This is a genomic window from Enterobacter cloacae complex sp. IR5458, assembly GCF_049238025.1.
Taxonomy (GTDB): domain Bacteria; phylum Pseudomonadota; class Gammaproteobacteria; order Enterobacterales; family Enterobacteriaceae; genus Enterobacter; species Enterobacter kobei.
The window spans coordinates 35,685-53,206 of sequence record NZ_JBMKIF010000011.1; the positions used below are offsets into that span (position 1 = coordinate 35,685).

Consider the following 17,522-nt stretch of genomic DNA (forward strand, 5'->3'; position numbering starts at 1 on the left):
AAAATGAGCAAAGTCAGACTCGCTATCATCGGTAACGGCATGGTCGGCCATCGCTTTATTGAGGATCTTCTCGATAAAGCCGGTGCCGACCAGTTCGATATTACCGTGTTCTGTGAAGAACCCCGCAAGGCGTACGACCGTGTGCACTTGTCTTCCTACTTCTCCCATCATACCGCCGAAGAGCTCTCTTTAGTGCGTGAAGGTTTCTATGAGAAGCATGGCGTAAAAGTGCTGGTGGGCGAACGCGCCATCACCATCAACCGTCAGGAAAAAGTGATCCACTCCAGCGCCGGGCGTACGGTTTTTTACGACAAGCTGATCATGGCGACAGGCTCTTATCCGTGGATCCCGCCTATTAAAGGTTCTGAAACTCAGGATTGCTTCGTTTACCGTACGATTGAAGACCTCAACGCCATTGAATCCTGCGCACGCCGCAGCAAGCGCGGCGCCGTTGTCGGCGGCGGTCTGCTGGGCTTAGAAGCCGCGGGCGCGCTGAAAAACCTCGGCGTAGAAACCCACGTCATCGAATTTGCCCCGATGCTGATGGCCGAACAGCTCGACCACATGGGTGGCGACCAGCTTCGCCGCAAAATCGAAAGCATGGGCGTGAAAGTTCACACCAGCAAGAACACCAAAGAGATCGTGCAGGAAGGCACCGAAGCACGTAAAACCATGCGCTTTGCTGACGGCAGCGAGCTGGAAGTAGACTTTATCGTCTTCTCCACCGGTATTCGTCCACGCGACAAGCTGGCAACCCAGTGCGGTCTGGCCGTCGCGCAGCGCGGCGGGATCATGATTAACGATACCTGCCAGACCTACGACCCGGATATCTACGCGATTGGCGAATGCGCCAGCTGGAATAACCGCGTATACGGTCTCGTGGCGCCAGGCTACAAAATGGCGCAGGTCGCCGTGGACCATATTCTCGGCAGCGAAAACGCCTTCACGGGCGCGGATATGAGCGCCAAGCTGAAGCTGCTGGGCGTGGACGTGGGCGGTATCGGCGATGCGCACGGTCGCACGCCTGGCGCTCGCAGCTACGTCTATCTCGACGAAAGCAAAGAAGTCTACAAACGTCTTATCGTCAGTAAGGACAATAAAACCCTGCTCGGCGCAGTACTGGTAGGCGATACCAGCGACTTCGGTAACCTGCTCCAGCTGGTGCTCAACGCCATCGAGCTGCCGGAAAACCCGGACGCGCTGATCCTCCCGGCGCACGCCTCCAGCGGTAAACCGTCCATCGGCGTGGATAAACTGCCGGACAGCGCGCAGATTTGCTCCTGCTTCGACGTCACCAAAGGCATGCTGATCTCTGCCATCAACAAGGGCTGCCATACCGTTGCCGCGCTGAAAGCCGAAACCAAAGCCGGTACCGGCTGTGGCGGATGTATTCCACTGGTAACTCAGGTGCTGAACGCCGAGCTGGCGAAACAGGGCATCGAAGTGAACAACAACCTGTGCGAGCATTTTGCTTACTCTCGCCAGGAGCTGTATCACCTGATCCGTGTGGAAGGCATTAAGTCCTTCGACGAACTGCTGGCGAAACACGGCCAGGGTTACGGCTGTGAAGTGTGTAAACCGACCGTCGGCTCCCTGCTGGCCTCCTGCTGGAATGAATACGTGCTCAAACCCGAGCACACGCCGCTGCAGGATACCAATGACAACTTCCTGGCGAACATTCAGAAAGACGGCACCTACTCCGTCATTCCACGTTCCGCCGGTGGCGAAATCACGCCGGAAGGGCTGGTCGCGGTGGGCCGGATCGCCCGCGAATTTAACCTGTACACCAAAATTACCGGTTCACAACGTATCGGGCTGTTTGGGGCGCAGAAAGACGACCTGCCAGAAATCTGGCGCCAGCTGATTGAAGCAGGCTTCGAAACCGGCCACGCGTATGCCAAAGCGCTGCGTATGGCGAAAACCTGCGTGGGCAGCACCTGGTGCCGCTACGGCGTGGGCGACAGCGTCGGCTTCGGCGTGGAGCTGGAAAACCGCTACAAAGGCATCCGTACCCCGCATAAAATGAAGTTCGGCGTCTCCGGCTGTACCCGTGAATGTGCCGAAGCGCAGGGTAAAGACGTGGGTATTATTGCCACCGAAAAAGGCTGGAACCTGTACGTCTGCGGTAACGGCGGGATGAAACCACGCCATGCAGACCTGCTGGCAGCGGATCTTGACCACGACACGCTGATTAAGTACCTCGACCGCTTCATGATGTTCTACATCCGTACCGCCGATAAGCTGACCCGTACAGCGTCCTGGCTGGATAACCTGGAAGGCGGCATTGATTATCTGAAAGCGGTGATCATCGACGACAAGCTGGGCCTGAACGAGCATCTGGAAGCAGAGATGGCTCGCCTGCGCGAGGCAGTGATCTGCGAGTGGACCGAAACCGTGAATACCCCTGCGGCGCAGACACGCTTCAAACACTTTATCAACAGCACCCAGCGCGACCCGAACGTGCAGGTGGTGCCAGAGCGCGAGCAGCATCGCCCGGCAACACCGTATGAACGCATTCCAGTCACGCTGGTGGAGGAAAACGCATGAGCCAGTGGGTAAACATTTGCGAGATTAACGACATTCTGCCCGCCACCGGCGTGTGTGCGCTGCTGGGTAACGAGCAGGTCGCGATTTTCCGTCCCCGTCACGATGAACAGGTTTTTGCCATCAGCAATATCGACCCGTTCTTCGAGGCCAGCGTGCTCTCCCGTGGCCTGATTGCCGAGCACCAGGGTGAACTGTGGGTCGCCAGCCCGCTGAAAAAGCAGCGTTTCCGTTTAACCGACGGACGCTGCATGGAAGATGAAAGCGTCTCCGTGAAGCACTATGACGTCCGCGTGAAGGACGGCAAGGTGCAGCTCAAAGCGTAACCCCCCGCCTTTTCAATAGGAAAGGCTTATGACCCCTTATGGGTAACGGCAGGAAAAACCGTATATTTTCGGCGATTCCTGCTGTTATCCTGACGTCAATGCTTACCCCCTCCTTGAATGCTGTGAGGTATCGTCGTGGACCACCTGCCGATTTTTTGTCAATTACGCCATCGCGACTGCCTGCTTGTAGGCGGCGGCGATGTGGCTGAGCGCAAGGCGCGCCTGCTGCTGGAAGCGGGGGCCCGACTGACCGTGAATGCTCTCACCTTCACCCCGCAGTTTGACGTCTGGGCCCAGGAAGGGATGCTCACGCGGGTACAAGGAGAGTTTGATGAATCCCTGCTGGATACCTGCTGGCTGACCATTGCCGCAACGGATGACGATGCCGTGAATCAGCGCGTCAGCGATGCCTGCGAAGCGCGGCGTATCTTCTGCAACGTGGTAGATGCGCCGAAAGAAGCCAGCTTTATCATGCCGTCGATTATCGACCGCTCACCGCTGATGATTGCGGTGTCATCCGGTGGACGCTCTCCTGTTCTCGCCCGCCTGCTGCGGGAAAAACTGGAAGCCGTGCTGCCGCAGCATCTTGGTCAGATTGCCCACTATGCCGGACAACTTCGTTCCCGCGTGAAGCAAACCTTCGCGACCGTAGGGGAGCGCCGTCGCTTCTGGGAAAAGTTCTTTGTGAACGACAGGCTGGCGCAGTCGCTGGCGAACCAGGACACAAAAGCGGTGGAAGAGACGACCGAACAGTTACTGAACGAACCGCTGGATCACCGTGGTGAAGTGGTGCTGGTCGGCGCGGGTCCTGGCGATGCAGGCTTACTGACGCTGAAAGGCCTGCAACAGATCCAGCAGGCGGATATCGTGGTCTACGACCGCCTGGTCTCCGATGACATCATGAACCTGGTGCGTCGCGACGCCGATCGCGTCTTCGTCGGCAAGCGCGCGGGCTACCACTGCGTACCGCAGGAAGAGATTAACCAGATCCTGCTGCGCGAGGCGCAGAAAGGTAAGCGCGTGGTGCGTCTGAAAGGCGGCGATCCGTTTATCTTTGGTCGCGGCGGCGAAGAGCTGGAAACCCTGTGCAACGCAGGTATTCCGTTCTCCGTGGTGCCAGGGATTACGGCGGCGTCCGGCTGCTCAGCCTACTCCGGCATCCCGCTGACCCACCGCGATTACGCGCAGAGCGTGCGTCTGGTGACGGGCCACCTCAAAACCGGCAGCGAACTGGACTGGCATAACCTGGCCGCTGAAAAGCAGACGCTGGTCTTCTACATGGGGCTAAATCAGGCCGCCACCATTCAGGCGAAACTGCTGGAGCACGGCATGGAGGCAGATATGCCCGTTGCGCTGGTGGAAAACGGTACCGCCATTACGCAGCGTGTGGTCGATGGTGTGCTGACTCAACTCGGCGAGCTGGCGCAGCAGGTTGAAAGTCCGGCGTTGATTGTGGTGGGTCGCGTGGTTGAATTACGCGATAAGCTGAACTGGTTCTCGAATCACTGACACATATTTTTCCTTCTTCGAGTAGTCCTTAAGCGGACTACTCCCCTCTAACGGCTACCGCTAACATACCGCCCGCATAGTGGAACTTTTCCATTTATTCCCTCGTATTACATCCAATTTTTTAGACAAGGAATGCGTATGTTCAAGCTGGCAAAAGCCGCCGTTCTGGTTGGCCTGTTATCGACCCTGACGGCCTGTACCGGTCACGTTCAAAACACCAAAAATAACTGCAGCTACGATTATCTGCTGCACCCGGCGATCTCCATTTCGAAGATCATCGGTGGCTGCGGACAGGCGGCACAGCAGTAAGCCGTTTTCAGGCGTAAAAAAACCGGGATTTCCCGGTTTTTTAGTTTTGGGAAGTGCGGCCTGATGCCCTCACCCTGACCCTCTCCCACGGGGAGAGGGAACAAACCCTAAAAACGGTAACGTGGTTACCGTTTTGCTTTTACCTATGGTTTACCCACAAACCCAATCGCTTCATACACCGCTTTGAGGGTTTCTGACGCGCGCGCGCTGGCTTTTTCCGCACCGTCTTTCATCACCTTCTGCAGGAAAGCTTCGTCGTTACGGTAGCGGTGATAACGCTCCTGCAACTCGGTCAGCATGCCGGAAACGGCGTCTGCCACTTCACCTTTCAGGTGGCCGTACATCTTGCCTTCGAAGTGCTGTTCCAGCTCTGGAATGCTCTGGCCGGTCACACCGGAGAGAATATCCAGCAGGTTGGAAACGCCCGCTTTATTCTGCACGTCGTAGCGCACCACTGGCGGCTCGTCGGAGTCGGTCACCGCACGCTTAAGCTTTTTAACCACGGATTTCGGATCTTCCAGCAGGCCGATAACGTTGTTGCGGTTATCGTCTGACTTGGACATCTTCTTGGTCGGTTCCAGCAGCGACATGACGCGTGCGCCCGATTTCGGAATAAACGGCTCTGGTACTTTAAACACCTCGCCATAAAGCGCGTTGAAGCGCTGGGCGATATCGCGGCTCAGCTCCAGGTGCTGTTTCTGGTCTTCACCGACAGGAACCTGGTTGGTCTGGTACAGCAGAATGTCAGCCGCCATCAGCACCGGATAGTCAAACAGACCGGCGTTGATGTTTTCAGAATAGCGTGCGGATTTATCCTTGAACTGGGTCATGCGGCTCAGTTCACCGAAGTAGGTGTAGCAGTTCAGCGCCCAGCCCAGCTGTGCGTGCTCTGGTACATGTGACTGAACGAAAATGGTGCTCTTCTCAGGATCGATGCCGCAGGCCAGATAGAGGGCCAGGGTGTCCAGGGTGGCTTTGCGCAGCTTCTCAGGATCCTGACGCGCAGTGATGGCATGAAGGTCCACGATGCAGTAAATGCAATGGTAGTCATCCTGCATGCTGACCCACTGACGCAACGCACCCATGTAGTTACCAATGGTCAATTCACCTGACGGCTGTGCGCCACTAAATACGATGGGCTTAGTCATTATTCAATTCCTGATGTTCACTGTGCGAAAGCCCGAGTGCGGGCAACAAATCTTTGAAGTGGTCGAACACAACATCCGGCTCACTCAGCGTAATGGCCTCACCGTAGTTGTAGCCATAGGTCAATCCGACGGAAGGACATCCTGCCGCGCGGGCAGCCAGAATATCATTGCGGGAATCCCCGACAAAGAGCAGCTCCGCAGGTGTTAAGGATAATTTTCCTGCCACCAGCAACAGCGGTTCCGGATGCGGCTTTTTGTTTTGCACATCATCGCCGCCCACAATCACGGAGAAATATTTCGCGATATCCAGCGCGTCGAGAAGAGGGGCAACAAACGGCGTGGGTTTATTGGTCACTAGCCCAAGCGGGATGCCTTTGGCATGCAGCACGCTCAGGGTTTCCTGGACGTCCGGGAAGAGAAAACTCCCCTCTTCAACGGTCTCTTCATAGAAACGATTGAACAGTTTGCGCAGAATACGCAGCTGCTCATCCTGAGGGATATCCGCGTGATCGACGCTCGGTTTGCCCTGCGCGGAACGCTGCGACGCGCGCTCCTGACGAGCCCACGTTAACGCGCGCTCCATCAGCACATCGGCACCGTTGCCAATCCACGTCACAACACGTTCTTCGCCCGCAACGGGAAGTTCAAGGGCATACAGCGCCTGATCCACGGCGCTCGTTAAGCCCGGCGCGCTGTCAACCAGCGTGCCGTCGAGGTCGAACGCTACACCCCGAATTGCCTGCAATTTATCCATGACTTACCTTCGCCAGCTCGCGGCGCATTTCATCAATGACTTTTTTGTAATCCGGTTGGTCGAAAATGGCCGATCCGGCAACGAACATATCCGCGCCCGCTGCCGCAATTTCACCAATGTTATTCACTTTCACACCGCCGTCCACTTCCAGGCGAATATCGTAGCCTGACTCATCAATACGACGGCGCACTTCGCGCAGCTTGTCCAGCGTATGAGGGATGAACGACTGACCGCCAAAGCCCGGGTTAACAGACATCAGCAAAATGACGTCCAGTTTATCCATGACATGATCGAGATAGCTCAACGGCGTGGCCGGGTTAAACACCAGACCCGCCTTACAGCCATTCTCTTTGATCAGCTGCAGGGTGCGGTCCACATGTTCAGAGGCTTCCGGATGGAAAGTGATGATGCTGGCCCCCGCCGCGGCGAAGTCTGGCACGATTCGGTCGACCGGCTTCACCATCAGGTGAACGTCGATCGGCGCGGTGATGCCGTAGTTACGCAGCGCCTTGAGCACCATTGGGCCAATCGTCAGGTTGGGGACATAGTGGTTATCCATAACGTCGAAATGGACGACATCTGCGCCAGCCGCGAGAGCTTTAGCCGTGTCTTCACCCAGGCGGGCAAAATCGGCCGACAGAATTGAGGGAGCAATCAAAAACTGTTTCATCCGCATCTCCTTGAAATGTGTTTACCGGCGGGCAAAACGGCTCAGGGGCGATAAAGAGCCAGGAGTTCGTCCACCTTTTTACGTGTGCCGCCGTTGCTGCTAATGCTACGCCGCACTTTAACCTGAAAATGCTTCGCGGCTTTATACCATTCGCGCGTATCAGGCGTATCGTGATTCGAAATTAACACCGGAATTCTTTTGCTGACCAGCTTTTCCGCCATCTCCGCCAGACGCGCCTGTTCGGCCGGGCTGAAGCTGTTGGTATGGTAGGCGGTGAAATTCGCCGTCGCAGACAGCGGGGCGTACGGAGGGTCACAGTAAACCACCGAATTTACGCCTGCCAGTTCCATACACTCCTCATAGGAGAGACAGTGGAACTCTGCATTCTGCGCTTTTGCAGCAAAGTGATATAACTCGTCCTGCGGGAAGTACGGGCGCTTATAACGACCAAACGGCACGTTGAATTCACCACGCAGATTATACCGGCACAGGCCGTTGTAACCATGACGGTTGAGATAGAGGAACAACAGAGCGCGGCGGAACGGATCCTGGCTCTGATTAAACTCCGTGCGGAACCGATAGTAGACGTCAGGGTTGTTGTTCTCAGGCGTAAACAGCTTACGCGCCTCTTCCACATACTCATCGGTACGCAGTTTGACGATGTTATAGAGGCTGATAAGGTCGCTGTTGATATCCGCGAGGATATAACGAGAAAAATCGGTGTTCAGGAACACCGATCCTGCACCCACGAAGGGCTCGATAAGACACTCGCCTTTTGGCAGGTGCTTTTTAATATCATCGAGCAGGGGGTATTTCCCCCCTGCCCATTTCAGAAAAGCGCGATTTTTTTTCATGCTGACTAACTGATTACACCTTCTCCGGCTGTGGAGAAAGCTCCGACAGCATCCTGCGCTTTAAACATTACTTCAGATCGGCCTGAACCTGATGAATCGGCTTCGCCCATGGGTTTTTAGCCTGAACATCTGCAGGCAGCGACGCCACGGCACGTTTCGCTTCATCTTTGGATGCATAAACCCCGCTAACCAACACATACCACGGTTGACCGTTTCGGGTCGTCTGATAAACCACGTAGTTTTTCAGATTTGATTTCTTCGCCCAACCGTTGAGGTTGTCATAGTTAGACGAACTGCTCAACTGCAGCGTGTAGTTGCTGGATGGCGCAGATTTCAGCGAGCTGACGTTGCCTGCGGTTTTGCCTGCTGTCGTGCTGGAAGCCGTCGCGGCAGGCGCAGTGGTGGCCGCCGGTGCCGTTGTGGTCGCCGTCGCTTTCGGTGCAGTCTGCGTGACTGGCGCTTTGGCCGGCTCGTTCACGGCAGCTGTAGCCGTGTGTTTCGGCTGTGTCGGTGCGGCTTTCACTTCAGGCGCTTTGACTACGGCCTGAGGTTTGGTTTCACGCTTAGGCTCAATCACCGCCTGCTTACGTTCAGGACGTGTCGCCGTTTGCGTCTGACGCGGCTTGGTTTCCGTCGCCGCAGTTTGCGGCTGAGCGTTACCACCGCGAATCGGCGCAACGGTTGCAGGTTCAGTTGGCAGCGTAGAGTTCACCACAACGTTATCAACCTGCTGCTGGTTCTGTGGCTGCGTCAGTGCATTGTTCAGGTCTCCCTGAACTTCTACACGCTGCTGGCCTTCAGGCGTAACGGGAGCCTGGCCCTGAGCTGGGGTTGATGACACAGGCGGCAGGGAAACATCCTGCGGCGTCGTGGTGTTGCTGGCAGTCTGCTCAGCGGAAGTGGTGCCCGGCGCTGGCTGCGCACCGTTCGCCTGATCCGTCGCATCGTTACCGGAAAGATTAATGCTCTTCTCAGTAGAAGCCGTCTGCTCGGTTGAGTTCGTTGACGGTGCTTTCAGCGCGGAGCCAATGCCAACAATCAGCAGCACAAGCACCAAAACGCCAAGGCCCATCATAATATACTGGCGGGAAGCCGGTTTCTGCGCAGCGGCTTTTTTACGTTTACGCGGGCGACGCTCTACAGGCTGTTCGTCCATTGAATCTTCTTCGGACTCATAATCCTCTTCTTCTCGCTCATCACGCGCGTTGCGGCTACGCGAAGGGCGACGATCGTCTGCATCCAGTTCAACATCGTCAAAGTTGATCTGCGGCTCGTTATCACGTTCTGAAGATTGACGAGAACGACCAGTACGACGATCGCTGGGATCGGGTTTCAGCTCGTCTTCTGGTTTGAATTCATCCATTTAACACCCCACTCAAAGGCTTATGCCTACGTCTTTGCATTTCGCCTGAAGCTAAACGACCACCGGTAAAAGTGGCCTGACCTTTCTAGTTGTTACGCCTGCTGACAATCAGCGATAGCGCCAAGAACGACATCGTGCGACACTCCGCCGCGCACTTCACTCTTCCCTATTGCAAGCGGGAGTACAAGACGCATCTCACCTGCCAATACTTTTTTATCGCGCATCATGTGGGGTAAATACGCTTGCGCCGACATCTCCTGCGGCCCGGTTACCGGCAAACCTGCACGTTCAAGCAGCGCAATGATACGTGCCGTCTCTTCCGGTTTAAACTGACCCAGACGTTCAGAGGTGCGGGCTGCCATGACCATTCCGGCTGCGACGGCTTCACCGTGCAACCAGTTGCCGTAACCCATTTCGGCTTCAATGGCGTGACCAAACGTATGCCCAAGATTCAGTAAAGCACGTAAGCCGGTTTCACGCTCGTCTGCGGCGACAACTTCTGCTTTCAGTTCACAACAACGACGAATGCAGTATGCCAGTTTTGCTTCATCCAGGCGCAACAACGCATCCATATTCTCTTCCAGCCAGTTAAAGAACTCGCCATCCAGAATAATGCCGTATTTGATCACTTCAGCCAGACCCGAAGCAAGCTCGCGCGTCGGCAGGGTTTTCAGACAGTCGAGATCCACTACGACCGATGCGGGTTGGTAGAACGCGCCAATCATGTTTTTGCCGAGCGGATGGTTGACTGCGGTTTTGCCGCCGACAGAGGAGTCGACCTGTGACAGCAACGTGGTCGGGATTTGAATAAAACGAACGCCACGTTGATAACTTGCGGCCGCAAAGCCGGTCAGATCGCCCACAACACCGCCGCCCAGGGCAAGCAGTGTTGTATCGCGACCATGCGGTTTTTGCAGCAATGCGGTAAAGACGGTATCCAGTACCGTCAGGCTTTTATACTGCTCGCCATCGGGCAGAATCACACTGTCGACTTTAACGCCTGCCCGCTCAAGCAGGTGGCGTACGCGGTCGAGATAAAGCGGAGCCAGCGTCTCATTGGTGACCAGCATCGCCTGATCACCCGCTTTTAGTGGTAAAAAGGAAGCTGGGTCGTTAAACAAACCAGCCGCGATGGTGATAGGGTAACTACGTTCCCCGAGAGTAACTGTAATCCTCTCCATGACGCGACATCCACCTTTAATGCTTTACCCGCAGGCGAGTGTATATAAAGCCAGAATCAGTTGCTTTCCAGCATATGAATAATCTGGTTTGCAACCACTTTAGCGCTCTGATCGTCAGTGCGAATGGTCACATCGGCAATCTCTTCGTACAGCGGATTGCGTTCATCGGCCAACGCTTCCAGAACTTCGCGAGGTGGCGTTTCAACCTGCAGCAACGGGCGCTTTTTATCGCGCTGCGTACGTGCCAGCTGTTTCTCAATGGTCGTCTCAAGATAGACCACTACGCCACGGGCGGAGAGACGGTTGCGGGTTTCGCGAGATTTCACAGAGCCGCCGCCTGTTGCCAGTACGATGCCCTGTTTTTCCGTGAGTTCGTTGATCACTTTTTCTTCTCGGTCACGGAAACCTTCTTCGCCTTCTACATCGAAAACCCAGCCCACATCAGCTCCGGTTCGTTTCTCAATCTCTTGATCAGAATCGTAAAATTCCATATTGAGTTGTTGAGCTAACTGACGCCCAATAGTGCTTTTGCCGGCACCCATAGGCCCAACCAGAAAGATATTGCGTTTCTCTGCCATTTTATCGGTACTACTAAGACTATTCGTTAATGGTAATCCCCGCTTCGCAGACACCCGGCGTAGCAGGACATGAACTGAAACCTCATATGCAATAGAGCGAGAGTCAGACTAAAAATTATCTCAATACTCCGGCTTGTTTGGCAACTGATTAAATCACCACGCCGGTCGCATAAGGTAATAAGACGTAAGTCCAACTCAAATCGGTACTCCTTGTATGCTAATTCATGCCCCACGTCAAACATCTGCAACAAACTGAATGCAAAATCATTGCGGGGATCGTTACCCGTCAGTGAATAGCCACCAGACGTGGTGTAATAAACACCACTAACTCACGCCGTTCATTGTCTTTTCCATCATGGCGAAAAAGTTGTCCCAGCCAGGGGATGCGGCTAAGCCCGGGTACGCCGTCACTGCCGGTTTTATTCTTTTGCGAGAAAATCCCGCCCAGCGCCAGCGTTTCTCCACTTTTGACCTCCACCTGGGTTTCTATCTCCTGCTTGTCGATGGCCAGCGTTTCACCGTCAGCCTGCTGCAACACCTGTCCCGGCATGTTTTCACTGATGTGTAATTTCAGTCGCACGCGTCCACCGGGCAATACCACCGGCGTGACCTCCATTCCGAGTACTGCCTCTTTAAACTCCACCGAGGTCGCGCCGCTTTCGCCGCTTGAGACCTGATACGGGATCTCACTGCCCTGCTTGATGCTTGCCGGTTGCATATGCGAGGCCAGCAGCCGGGGGCTGGCGATGATATCGACCTGCTGTTTTTGTTCCAGCGCAGATAACTCCAGATCCAGCAGCCTGCCGTTAATCCGCCCGATGTTAAACCCCACATGGCTGGTTGCGCTGGCCACGGACAGATCGCTGCCAAGCGTCGTAATCTGTCCAACCCTGCCCGCCTCGGTAGCGTCAGCGAGATTCCATTTCACGCCCAGCTCACGGAGGCTTTTTTCATTAATGGTGACAATGTGCGCCGCCAGCTCAACCTGCTCGACGGGAATATCCATCTGCAACGCCCACTGCTGCAGCGCTTCCAGCGCGGCCGCGTTATCTCTGACCAGCAGGCGGTTGGTACGTTTGTCGACCGATACACTCCCCTTTGGACTCAGAAGCTTTTCCGCGGCTTTTTGCAGTTCCCCGGCATCCGCATATGAAAAAGGGAGGCTTTGCGAGACCAGCGGTGCATCAAGCTGTCGACGCGCCCGCTCCTGCTCTAAACGTTCCCGCCGATCGCGCAGCCATGCCGGGGTATGAACATAAAAAATGCTGCGCTCCTCGTGCAAAACGAGCCCGGCGCTGGCAACGACCGTCTGCAATGCTTGCCGCCAGGGGACGCCCGTCAGATTAAGCGAGAGCGTGCCGCTGACATCGGGCGATATCACCAGATTACGGTTCTCCTGCGTAACCAGTGCCTGGAGCACCTGGGCCACAGGAACATCATCCACCACCAGCGTGACCGGCTTTGGTGCGGCGGCCCACAGCGGGTGGCTGAACGCCAGCAGCAACAGCACTATCCTTAACGTCATTTGTATCCTTTCCTTCTCGTTGCCACGTCCATTGCCCGGGTTCACATGTCTCCCCCACGGCAATGTCCAGTTCCGTTTCATTGATGGCGATTATCTGCCAGCCCGTCGGAAAACGATCGTGCATTTTCATACGATGCCAGCGCTGTTGCCCGTCCTGTAAAATAGCCAGTCGCTGCTGTCCTGCTACCATTCCACGGTAGTGCCACTGCTTCAGCTCGCCCGTGGCGCAGGGATCGTCCGGCGGGCGAAACGGATCGCGCATGCCGGTCAGTAACAGCACTGAACAAACCAGCAGGCACTTCGCGCTATTTCGCATGTTCCAGCTCCAGCCGCAGGCGTAACGCCGTACTTTGGGGCGAAATCGTAAAAGCAGCGACCTGCACATCCCGCTGTGCCAGCCGGGAAAAGAGCGCGGGGATCGCCTGCCACGCCGATTCCAGCGCCAGTTCGCCGCCGTTCTGCAACGGCTTCCAGTGCAGGAGCGTTGTTCCTTCACCCTGAAAATCAAGCGGCGAAAATGGCATCATCTCCCGTGCCGTCTGGGTTTCAGGGCGAAGCGTTGTCTTACTGGCGGAAGGCCACAGCGACGCGTTAGTCCGCACCTCCTGGACCAGCTGCTGCTGTCGCTCTGTACACTGCCTCTCAACTGGCCGAAGCACCGTGCTCCATGCTGCCAGTCCCACAAGCAAAATCCCCAGACACATGCAGATCGCCCGACACCAGGGGCGGCTATCACACCAGCGTTCTAACAGAGTCTCCACGCGCTACCCCTCGCTTTTCAGGTACAGCGTGAACATCCAGCGCCCCTGGCTATCCTGCCGAAGCTCCCCTTCAGGCCCGGGCGTAAAGCCGACGAGTTGTTCCAACCCGTTGCGCAGCGCAGAGAGAGCCGGAAGGGTGGAGGCATACCCGATCATCATCAGCGCGGGAGGCTGATAACGCAGCTCTGTCAGCCACACCTGCGAGGGCATGGCGCGGGAAAGTGATTCCAGCACCGGTTGCCATGCGTGTCGTTGCAGCGTGCCCGCAGGCTTCTGCGTCGCGGTGGTCAGTTTCTGGCGAGACATCAGGCCACGCTGCACGGACTGCGCTCCCAAAAGCTGACTTTGCAGCGCGCGCAGCGTTACCTGATGGTTCATTCGCAGACTGAAAACGATCATCAGGATCAGCAGCGACGTGCTGATAAACATGCCGCCCCATAAACGCAGGCATCGCGCGCGACGCTGCTGACGCCAGGGCAGGAAATTGGTGACGTTCATTCAGGCTCCTCACTCATAGCCAGTGCAAGCGCGACGGTAAAGTCAGCTCCGCATTCGGGGAGAGGAGCATGGCAGCGTTGCAGGGTTTCCCATGGCGTCCGTTGGGTATCAAACAGCGCGATGTCGTTCGGGTTGAGGGCCAGCAGCGCCGCCAGCTCGGTGACGTTTTCTGCTTCAGTGGCGTATCGGCGTCCCCACTGGTGGCGCATGGCCCAAAGCCATTGCTGCTCATCCCGCCAGGCGACGCACGACACCGGTGCTACCGCAGGGAGCAGGTTCGCCAGCGCGCTGGCATCCGGGGTGATGGTCGCCAGCCGCAAACGTAGCGTTTTCGCCAGCGCCAGCAGCGTTTCAACCTCCCTGTTTTGTGCGGCAGTGACGTGATACGTATTGCTGAACGTATCCTGGGTGTAATCGAAACAGAGGGTATCTGCGGACATCTCCAGTTCGCGCGAGAGCGACGCCCCCAGCCACGAGAGCTGTTCGCTGTCGCGCAGCGCAACCGCCGGGCGGGGAAGCGACCTTTGCAGAGTGCGCGCTGCAGGGAATGAGAGATAGACCCGGTGATAATGCGGCAGCGTTTTTCGCCAGTCGCGCAGCGCGTCAACCAGCTGCTCCGGCTGGCAAATTTTGCCGTCACGAATCGTGCCTTCAGCAAGAGTGAATGCCCACCAGCGGCGTAAACACCAGCCGCCTCTCTCCCGGGCCAGCGCCGCAATCAGCACCCTATCCTGTTGAATATGAACGCCCGTTTGCCATGTTTTGAAAGCCATGCTTCACGATCTCCTTATCGCCCGTCGCCGTGACGGCTATATCAATGAATCAGGCTTGCCTTTATACTACCGCGCGATTGTTTAGAAACTGCCCAAGTGAAACCAAATGGGAAATCTCCGGTGAAGTTCGTAAAGTATTTATTCATCCTTGCAGTCTGTTGCATTCTGCTGGGAGCAGGCTCGATTTACGGTTTGTACAAATATATTGAGCCACAGCTACCTGATGTCGCCACGCTTCGCGATGTGCGACTCCAGATCCCGATGCAAGTCTATAGCGCCGATGGCGAATTGATGGCGCAATATGGCGAGAAGCGTCGTATCCCGCTGACCTTAAACCAAATTCCGCCCGTGATGGTGAAAGCCTTTATCGCCACCGAGGACAGCCGTTTTTACGAGCACCACGGTGTCGATCCGGTGGGGATTTTCCGCGCCGCGAGCATTGCGTTGTTCTCTGGTCACGCCTCTCAGGGGGCAAGTACCATTACGCAGCAGCTGGCGCGTAACTTCTTCCTCAGCCCTGAAAAAACGCTGATACGTAAGATCAAAGAGGTGTTCCTGGCGATCCGTATTGAGCAGTTGCTGAGCAAGGACGAAATCCTTGAGCTGTACCTCAATAAAATCTACCTGGGCTACCGTGCCTATGGCGTGGGGGCTGCGGCACAGGTGTATTTCGGTAAACCGGTGGATCAACTCACCTTAAGCGAAATGGCCACCATCGCCGGTCTGCCTAAAGCGCCTTCTACGTTTAACCCGCTCTACTCGCTCGATCGCGCCACCTCGCGTCGTAACGTCGTCCTGTCACGTATGCTGAGCGAGGGCTATATCAGCCAGAGCGAGTACGACCAGGCGCGCAACGATGTCATTGACGCCAACTACCACGCCCCTGAGATCGCCTTCTCTGCGCCTTACCTGACCGAAATGGTGCGCCAGGAGATGGTGAGCCGTTATGGCGACAAGGCCTATGAAGATGGCTATCGCGTGTACACCACCGTCACTCGCAAAGTGCAGCAGGCGGCTCAGGAGGCGGTGCGCAACAACGTGATGGACTACGACATGCGTCACGGCTATCGCGGCCCGTCAAACGTGCTCTGGAAAGTGGGTGAAAGCGCGTGGGACAGCAAAAAAATCACCAGCACGCTGAGGGCGCTGCCAACCTATGGCCCGCTCCTTCCTGCTGTCGTGACGCAGGCCAATCCTCAGGAAGCCGTTGCGACCCTGGCGGATGGCACATCCGTCTCCCTGCGTATGGACGGGATGCGTTGGGCACGACCTTACCGTTCGGACACTCTACAAGGGCCAACCCCGCGTAAAGTCACCGACGTGGTACAGACCGGACAGCAAATCTGGGTGCGTAAGGTGGGCGATGCCTGGTGGCTGGCGCAGGTCCCTGACGTCAACTCAGCCCTGGTCTCGATCAATCCACAGAACGGTGCAATCATGGCCCTGGTTGGCGGGTTCGATTTCAACCAGAGCAAGTTCAACCGCGCCACGCAGGCGCTGCGTCAGGTCGGTTCCAATATCAAACCGTTCCTCTACACCGCGGCGATGGATAAGGGCTTAACCCTTGCCAGCATCCTTAACGACGTGCCAATCTCCCGCTGGGATGCCGGTGCGGGTTCCGACTGGCAGCCGAAAAACTCGCCTGCGGAATATGCCGGCCCTATTCGTCTTCGTCAGGGTCTGGGACAGTCGAAAAACGTGGTGATGGTACGTGCCATGCGCGCGATGGGCGTTGACTATGCGGCAGAGTATCTGCAGCGTTTCGGCTTCCCGGCGCAGAACATCGTTCGCACCGAGTCGCTGGCGTTAGGCTCCGCTTCCTTTACGCCGCTTCAGGTTGCACGTGGATACTCGGTGATGGCCAACGGTGGCTTCCTGGTTGACCCGTTCTTCATCAGTAAAATCGAGAACGATCAGGGCGGCGTGCTGTTTGAGGCAAAACCGAAAATTGCCTGCCCTGAGTGTGATATCCCGGTCATTTACGGCAATACGCCGAAATCCGAGGTGCTTGAAAACAAGGACATGGAAGACCCTGCCGTGTCTCAGGAGCAGCCGAATATCGTTGTACCGCAGCCACAGCTGGAGCAGGCTAACCAGTCGCTGGTTGCACAGACCGGCGCGCAGGAGTATGCCCCGCATGTGATCAACACGCCGCTGTCGTTCCTGATCAAGAGCGCGCTGAACACCAACATCTTCGGTGAACCAGGCTGGCAGGGTACCGGCTGGCGTGCGGGACGCGATTTACAGCGCCATGATATCGGCGGTAAAACGGGTACCACCAACAGCTCGAAAGATGCGTGGTTCTCCGGCTACGGTCCGGGCGTGGTGACCTCGGTGTGGATCGGTTTCGACGATCATCGCCGTGACTTAGGTCGTACCACGGCATCCGGCGCGATTAAAGATCAGATTTCCGGCTACGAAGGCGGCGCGAAAAGCGCGCAACCGGCGTGGGATGCGTACATGAAATCCGTTCTTGAAGGCGTACCAGAGCAGCCATTGACGCCACCGCCGGGTGTGGTCACGGTCAATATCGACCGTAGCACCGGACAGCTCGCTAATGGCGGTAACAGTCGCGAAGAGTATTTCATCGAAGGCACGCAGCCAACCACGCAGGCGGTGCATGAGGTGGGTACAGAGATTATTGATAACGGCGAAACGCACGAGCTGTTCTAAGCATAAAAATGCCCGGTAAAAACCGGGCAAAGAATCGTTGGCCGGGTAAGGCGAAG

The 17,522-nt window shown here is 56.4% G+C and carries 17 protein-coding genes; 5 read left to right on the forward strand and 12 right to left on the reverse strand.

Annotated features, from left to right (window positions below):
- The first annotated feature begins 3 nt into the window (after nucleotides 1-3).
- The 4 genes from nirB (at nucleotide 4) to ACOTYN_RS11325 (ending at nucleotide 4,688) form a co-directional block, all read left to right on the forward strand.
- Nucleotides 4-2,547: a nitrite reductase large subunit NirB gene (gene nirB, locus ACOTYN_RS11310; protein WP_071922825.1), complete on the forward strand. Its 2,544-nt coding sequence runs from the start codon at nucleotides 4-6 to the stop codon at nucleotides 2,545-2,547.
- Nucleotides 2,544-2,870 carry a nitrite reductase small subunit NirD gene (gene nirD, locus ACOTYN_RS11315; RefSeq protein ID WP_014885518.1) on the forward strand — a complete coding sequence of 109 codons (327 nt, stop codon included), beginning with the start codon at nucleotides 2,544-2,546 and terminating at the stop codon, nucleotides 2,868-2,870. Before nirB ends, nirD begins: the two co-directional genes overlap by 4 nt.
- Nucleotides 2,871-3,005: 135 nt before the next feature.
- Nucleotides 3,006-4,379: a siroheme synthase CysG gene (gene cysG / locus ACOTYN_RS11320; protein ID WP_014885519.1), complete on the forward strand. Its 1,374-nt coding sequence runs from the start codon at nucleotides 3,006-3,008 to the stop codon at nucleotides 4,377-4,379.
- A gap of 138 nt (nucleotides 4,380-4,517) precedes the next feature.
- A complete protein-coding gene (locus tag ACOTYN_RS11325; protein ID WP_014885520.1) occupies nucleotides 4,518-4,688 on the forward strand; it encodes a YhfL family protein in 171 nt (56 codons plus the stop codon).
- A 143-nt stretch (nucleotides 4,689-4,831) separates the two neighbouring features.
- Here ACOTYN_RS11325 and trpS read toward each other — a convergent pair whose 3' ends face one another.
- The 12 genes from trpS to ACOTYN_RS11385 all read right to left on the reverse strand — a co-directional run bounded on the left by trpS (nucleotide 4,832) and on the right by ACOTYN_RS11385 (nucleotide 14,793).
- A complete protein-coding gene (gene trpS, locus ACOTYN_RS11330) occupies nucleotides 4,832-5,836 on the reverse strand; it encodes a tryptophan--tRNA ligase (protein WP_014885521.1) in 1,005 nt (334 codons plus the stop codon).
- Nucleotides 5,829-6,590, reverse strand: a complete 762-nt coding sequence (gene gph / locus ACOTYN_RS11335; RefSeq protein ID WP_023331480.1) for a phosphoglycolate phosphatase — start codon at nucleotides 6,588-6,590, stop codon at nucleotides 5,829-5,831. Before gph ends, trpS begins: the two co-directional genes overlap by 8 nt.
- Entirely contained in the window at nucleotides 6,583-7,260 is a 678-nt protein-coding gene (gene rpe / locus ACOTYN_RS11340; protein WP_014885523.1) for a ribulose-phosphate 3-epimerase, read from the reverse strand. The genes gph and rpe overlap by 8 nt, the downstream gene beginning before the upstream one ends.
- Nucleotides 7,261-7,301: 41 nt before the next feature.
- Nucleotides 7,302-8,114, reverse strand: a complete 813-nt coding sequence (dam, locus tag ACOTYN_RS11345) for an adenine-specific DNA-methyltransferase (protein WP_014885524.1) — start codon at nucleotides 8,112-8,114, stop codon at nucleotides 7,302-7,304.
- A gap of 67 nt (nucleotides 8,115-8,181) precedes the next feature.
- Entirely contained in the window at nucleotides 8,182-9,477 is a 1,296-nt protein-coding gene (damX, locus tag ACOTYN_RS11350) for a cell division protein DamX (RefSeq protein WP_014885525.1), read from the reverse strand.
- 92 nt (nucleotides 9,478-9,569) lie between these two features.
- Nucleotides 9,570-10,658, reverse strand: coding sequence for a 3-dehydroquinate synthase (gene aroB, locus ACOTYN_RS11355; protein WP_045268728.1), 1,089 nt, complete (start codon nucleotides 10,656-10,658; stop codon nucleotides 9,570-9,572).
- Between the two features lie 56 nt (nucleotides 10,659-10,714).
- Nucleotides 10,715-11,236, reverse strand: coding sequence for a shikimate kinase AroK (aroK, locus tag ACOTYN_RS11360; RefSeq protein WP_003861630.1), 522 nt, complete (start codon nucleotides 11,234-11,236; stop codon nucleotides 10,715-10,717).
- Nucleotides 11,237-11,522: 286 nt separating this feature from the next.
- Entirely contained in the window at nucleotides 11,523-12,761 is a 1,239-nt protein-coding gene (hofQ, locus tag ACOTYN_RS11365) for a DNA uptake porin HofQ (RefSeq protein ID WP_023338839.1), read from the reverse strand.
- A complete protein-coding gene (locus ACOTYN_RS11370) occupies nucleotides 12,673-13,077 on the reverse strand; it encodes a HofP DNA utilization family protein (protein WP_071922824.1) in 405 nt (134 codons plus the stop codon). The genes hofQ and ACOTYN_RS11370 overlap by 89 nt, the downstream gene beginning before the upstream one ends.
- Nucleotides 13,067-13,522, reverse strand: a complete 456-nt coding sequence (locus ACOTYN_RS11375) for a HofO (RefSeq protein WP_071922823.1) — start codon at nucleotides 13,520-13,522, stop codon at nucleotides 13,067-13,069. Before ACOTYN_RS11375 ends, ACOTYN_RS11370 begins: the two co-directional genes overlap by 11 nt.
- 3 nt (nucleotides 13,523-13,525) lie before the next feature.
- Nucleotides 13,526-14,020, reverse strand: a complete 495-nt coding sequence (locus ACOTYN_RS11380; protein ID WP_071922822.1) for a PilN domain-containing protein — start codon at nucleotides 14,018-14,020, stop codon at nucleotides 13,526-13,528.
- A complete protein-coding gene (locus ACOTYN_RS11385; RefSeq protein ID WP_071922821.1) occupies nucleotides 14,017-14,793 on the reverse strand; it encodes a DNA utilization protein HofM in 777 nt (258 codons plus the stop codon). Before ACOTYN_RS11385 ends, ACOTYN_RS11380 begins: the two co-directional genes overlap by 4 nt.
- 120 nt (nucleotides 14,794-14,913) lie before the next feature.
- Between ACOTYN_RS11385 and mrcA the strand changes: the two genes are divergently transcribed.
- Nucleotides 14,914-17,466, forward strand: coding sequence for a peptidoglycan glycosyltransferase/peptidoglycan DD-transpeptidase MrcA (gene mrcA / locus ACOTYN_RS11390; protein ID WP_332957830.1), 2,553 nt, complete (start codon nucleotides 14,914-14,916; stop codon nucleotides 17,464-17,466).
- Nucleotides 17,467-17,522 lie beyond the last annotated feature (56 nt).

Excerpts from the sequence above, each read along its gene's own strand:
- aroB (WP_045268728.1), bottom strand. The coding sequence starts at position 10,658 with ATGGAGAGGATTACAGTTACTCTCGGGGAACGTAGTTACCCTATCACC.
- aroK (WP_003861630.1), bottom strand. The coding sequence starts at position 11,236 with ATGGCAGAGAAACGCAATATCTTTCTGGTTGGGCCTATGGGTGCCGGC.
- trpS (WP_014885521.1), bottom strand. The coding sequence starts at position 5,836 with ATGACTAAGCCCATCGTATTTAGTGGCGCACAGCCGTCAGGTGAATTG.
- rpe (WP_014885523.1), bottom strand. The coding sequence starts at position 7,260 with ATGAAACAGTTTTTGATTGCTCCCTCAATTCTGTCGGCCGATTTTGCC.
- ACOTYN_RS11385 (WP_071922821.1), bottom strand. The coding sequence starts at position 14,793 with ATGGCTTTCAAAACATGGCAAACGGGCGTTCATATTCAACAGGATAGG.
- nirD (WP_014885518.1), top strand. The coding sequence starts at position 2,544 with ATGAGCCAGTGGGTAAACATTTGCGAGATTAACGACATTCTGCCCGCC.
- ACOTYN_RS11325 (WP_014885520.1), top strand. The coding sequence starts at position 4,518 with ATGTTCAAGCTGGCAAAAGCCGCCGTTCTGGTTGGCCTGTTATCGACC.
- ACOTYN_RS11370 (WP_071922824.1), bottom strand. The coding sequence starts at position 13,077 with ATGCGAAATAGCGCGAAGTGCCTGCTGGTTTGTTCAGTGCTGTTACTG.
- dam (WP_014885524.1), bottom strand. The coding sequence starts at position 8,114 with ATGAAAAAAAATCGCGCTTTTCTGAAATGGGCAGGGGGGAAATACCCC.
- ACOTYN_RS11380 (WP_071922822.1), bottom strand. The coding sequence starts at position 14,020 with ATGAACGTCACCAATTTCCTGCCCTGGCGTCAGCAGCGTCGCGCGCGA.
- damX (WP_014885525.1), bottom strand. The coding sequence starts at position 9,477 with ATGGATGAATTCAAACCAGAAGACGAGCTGAAACCCGATCCCAGCGAT.
- gph (WP_023331480.1), bottom strand. The coding sequence starts at position 6,590 with ATGGATAAATTGCAGGCAATTCGGGGTGTAGCGTTCGACCTCGACGGC.
- nirB (WP_071922825.1), top strand. The coding sequence starts at position 4 with ATGAGCAAAGTCAGACTCGCTATCATCGGTAACGGCATGGTCGGCCAT.
- hofQ (WP_023338839.1), bottom strand. The coding sequence starts at position 12,761 with ATGACGTTAAGGATAGTGCTGTTGCTGCTGGCGTTCAGCCACCCGCTG.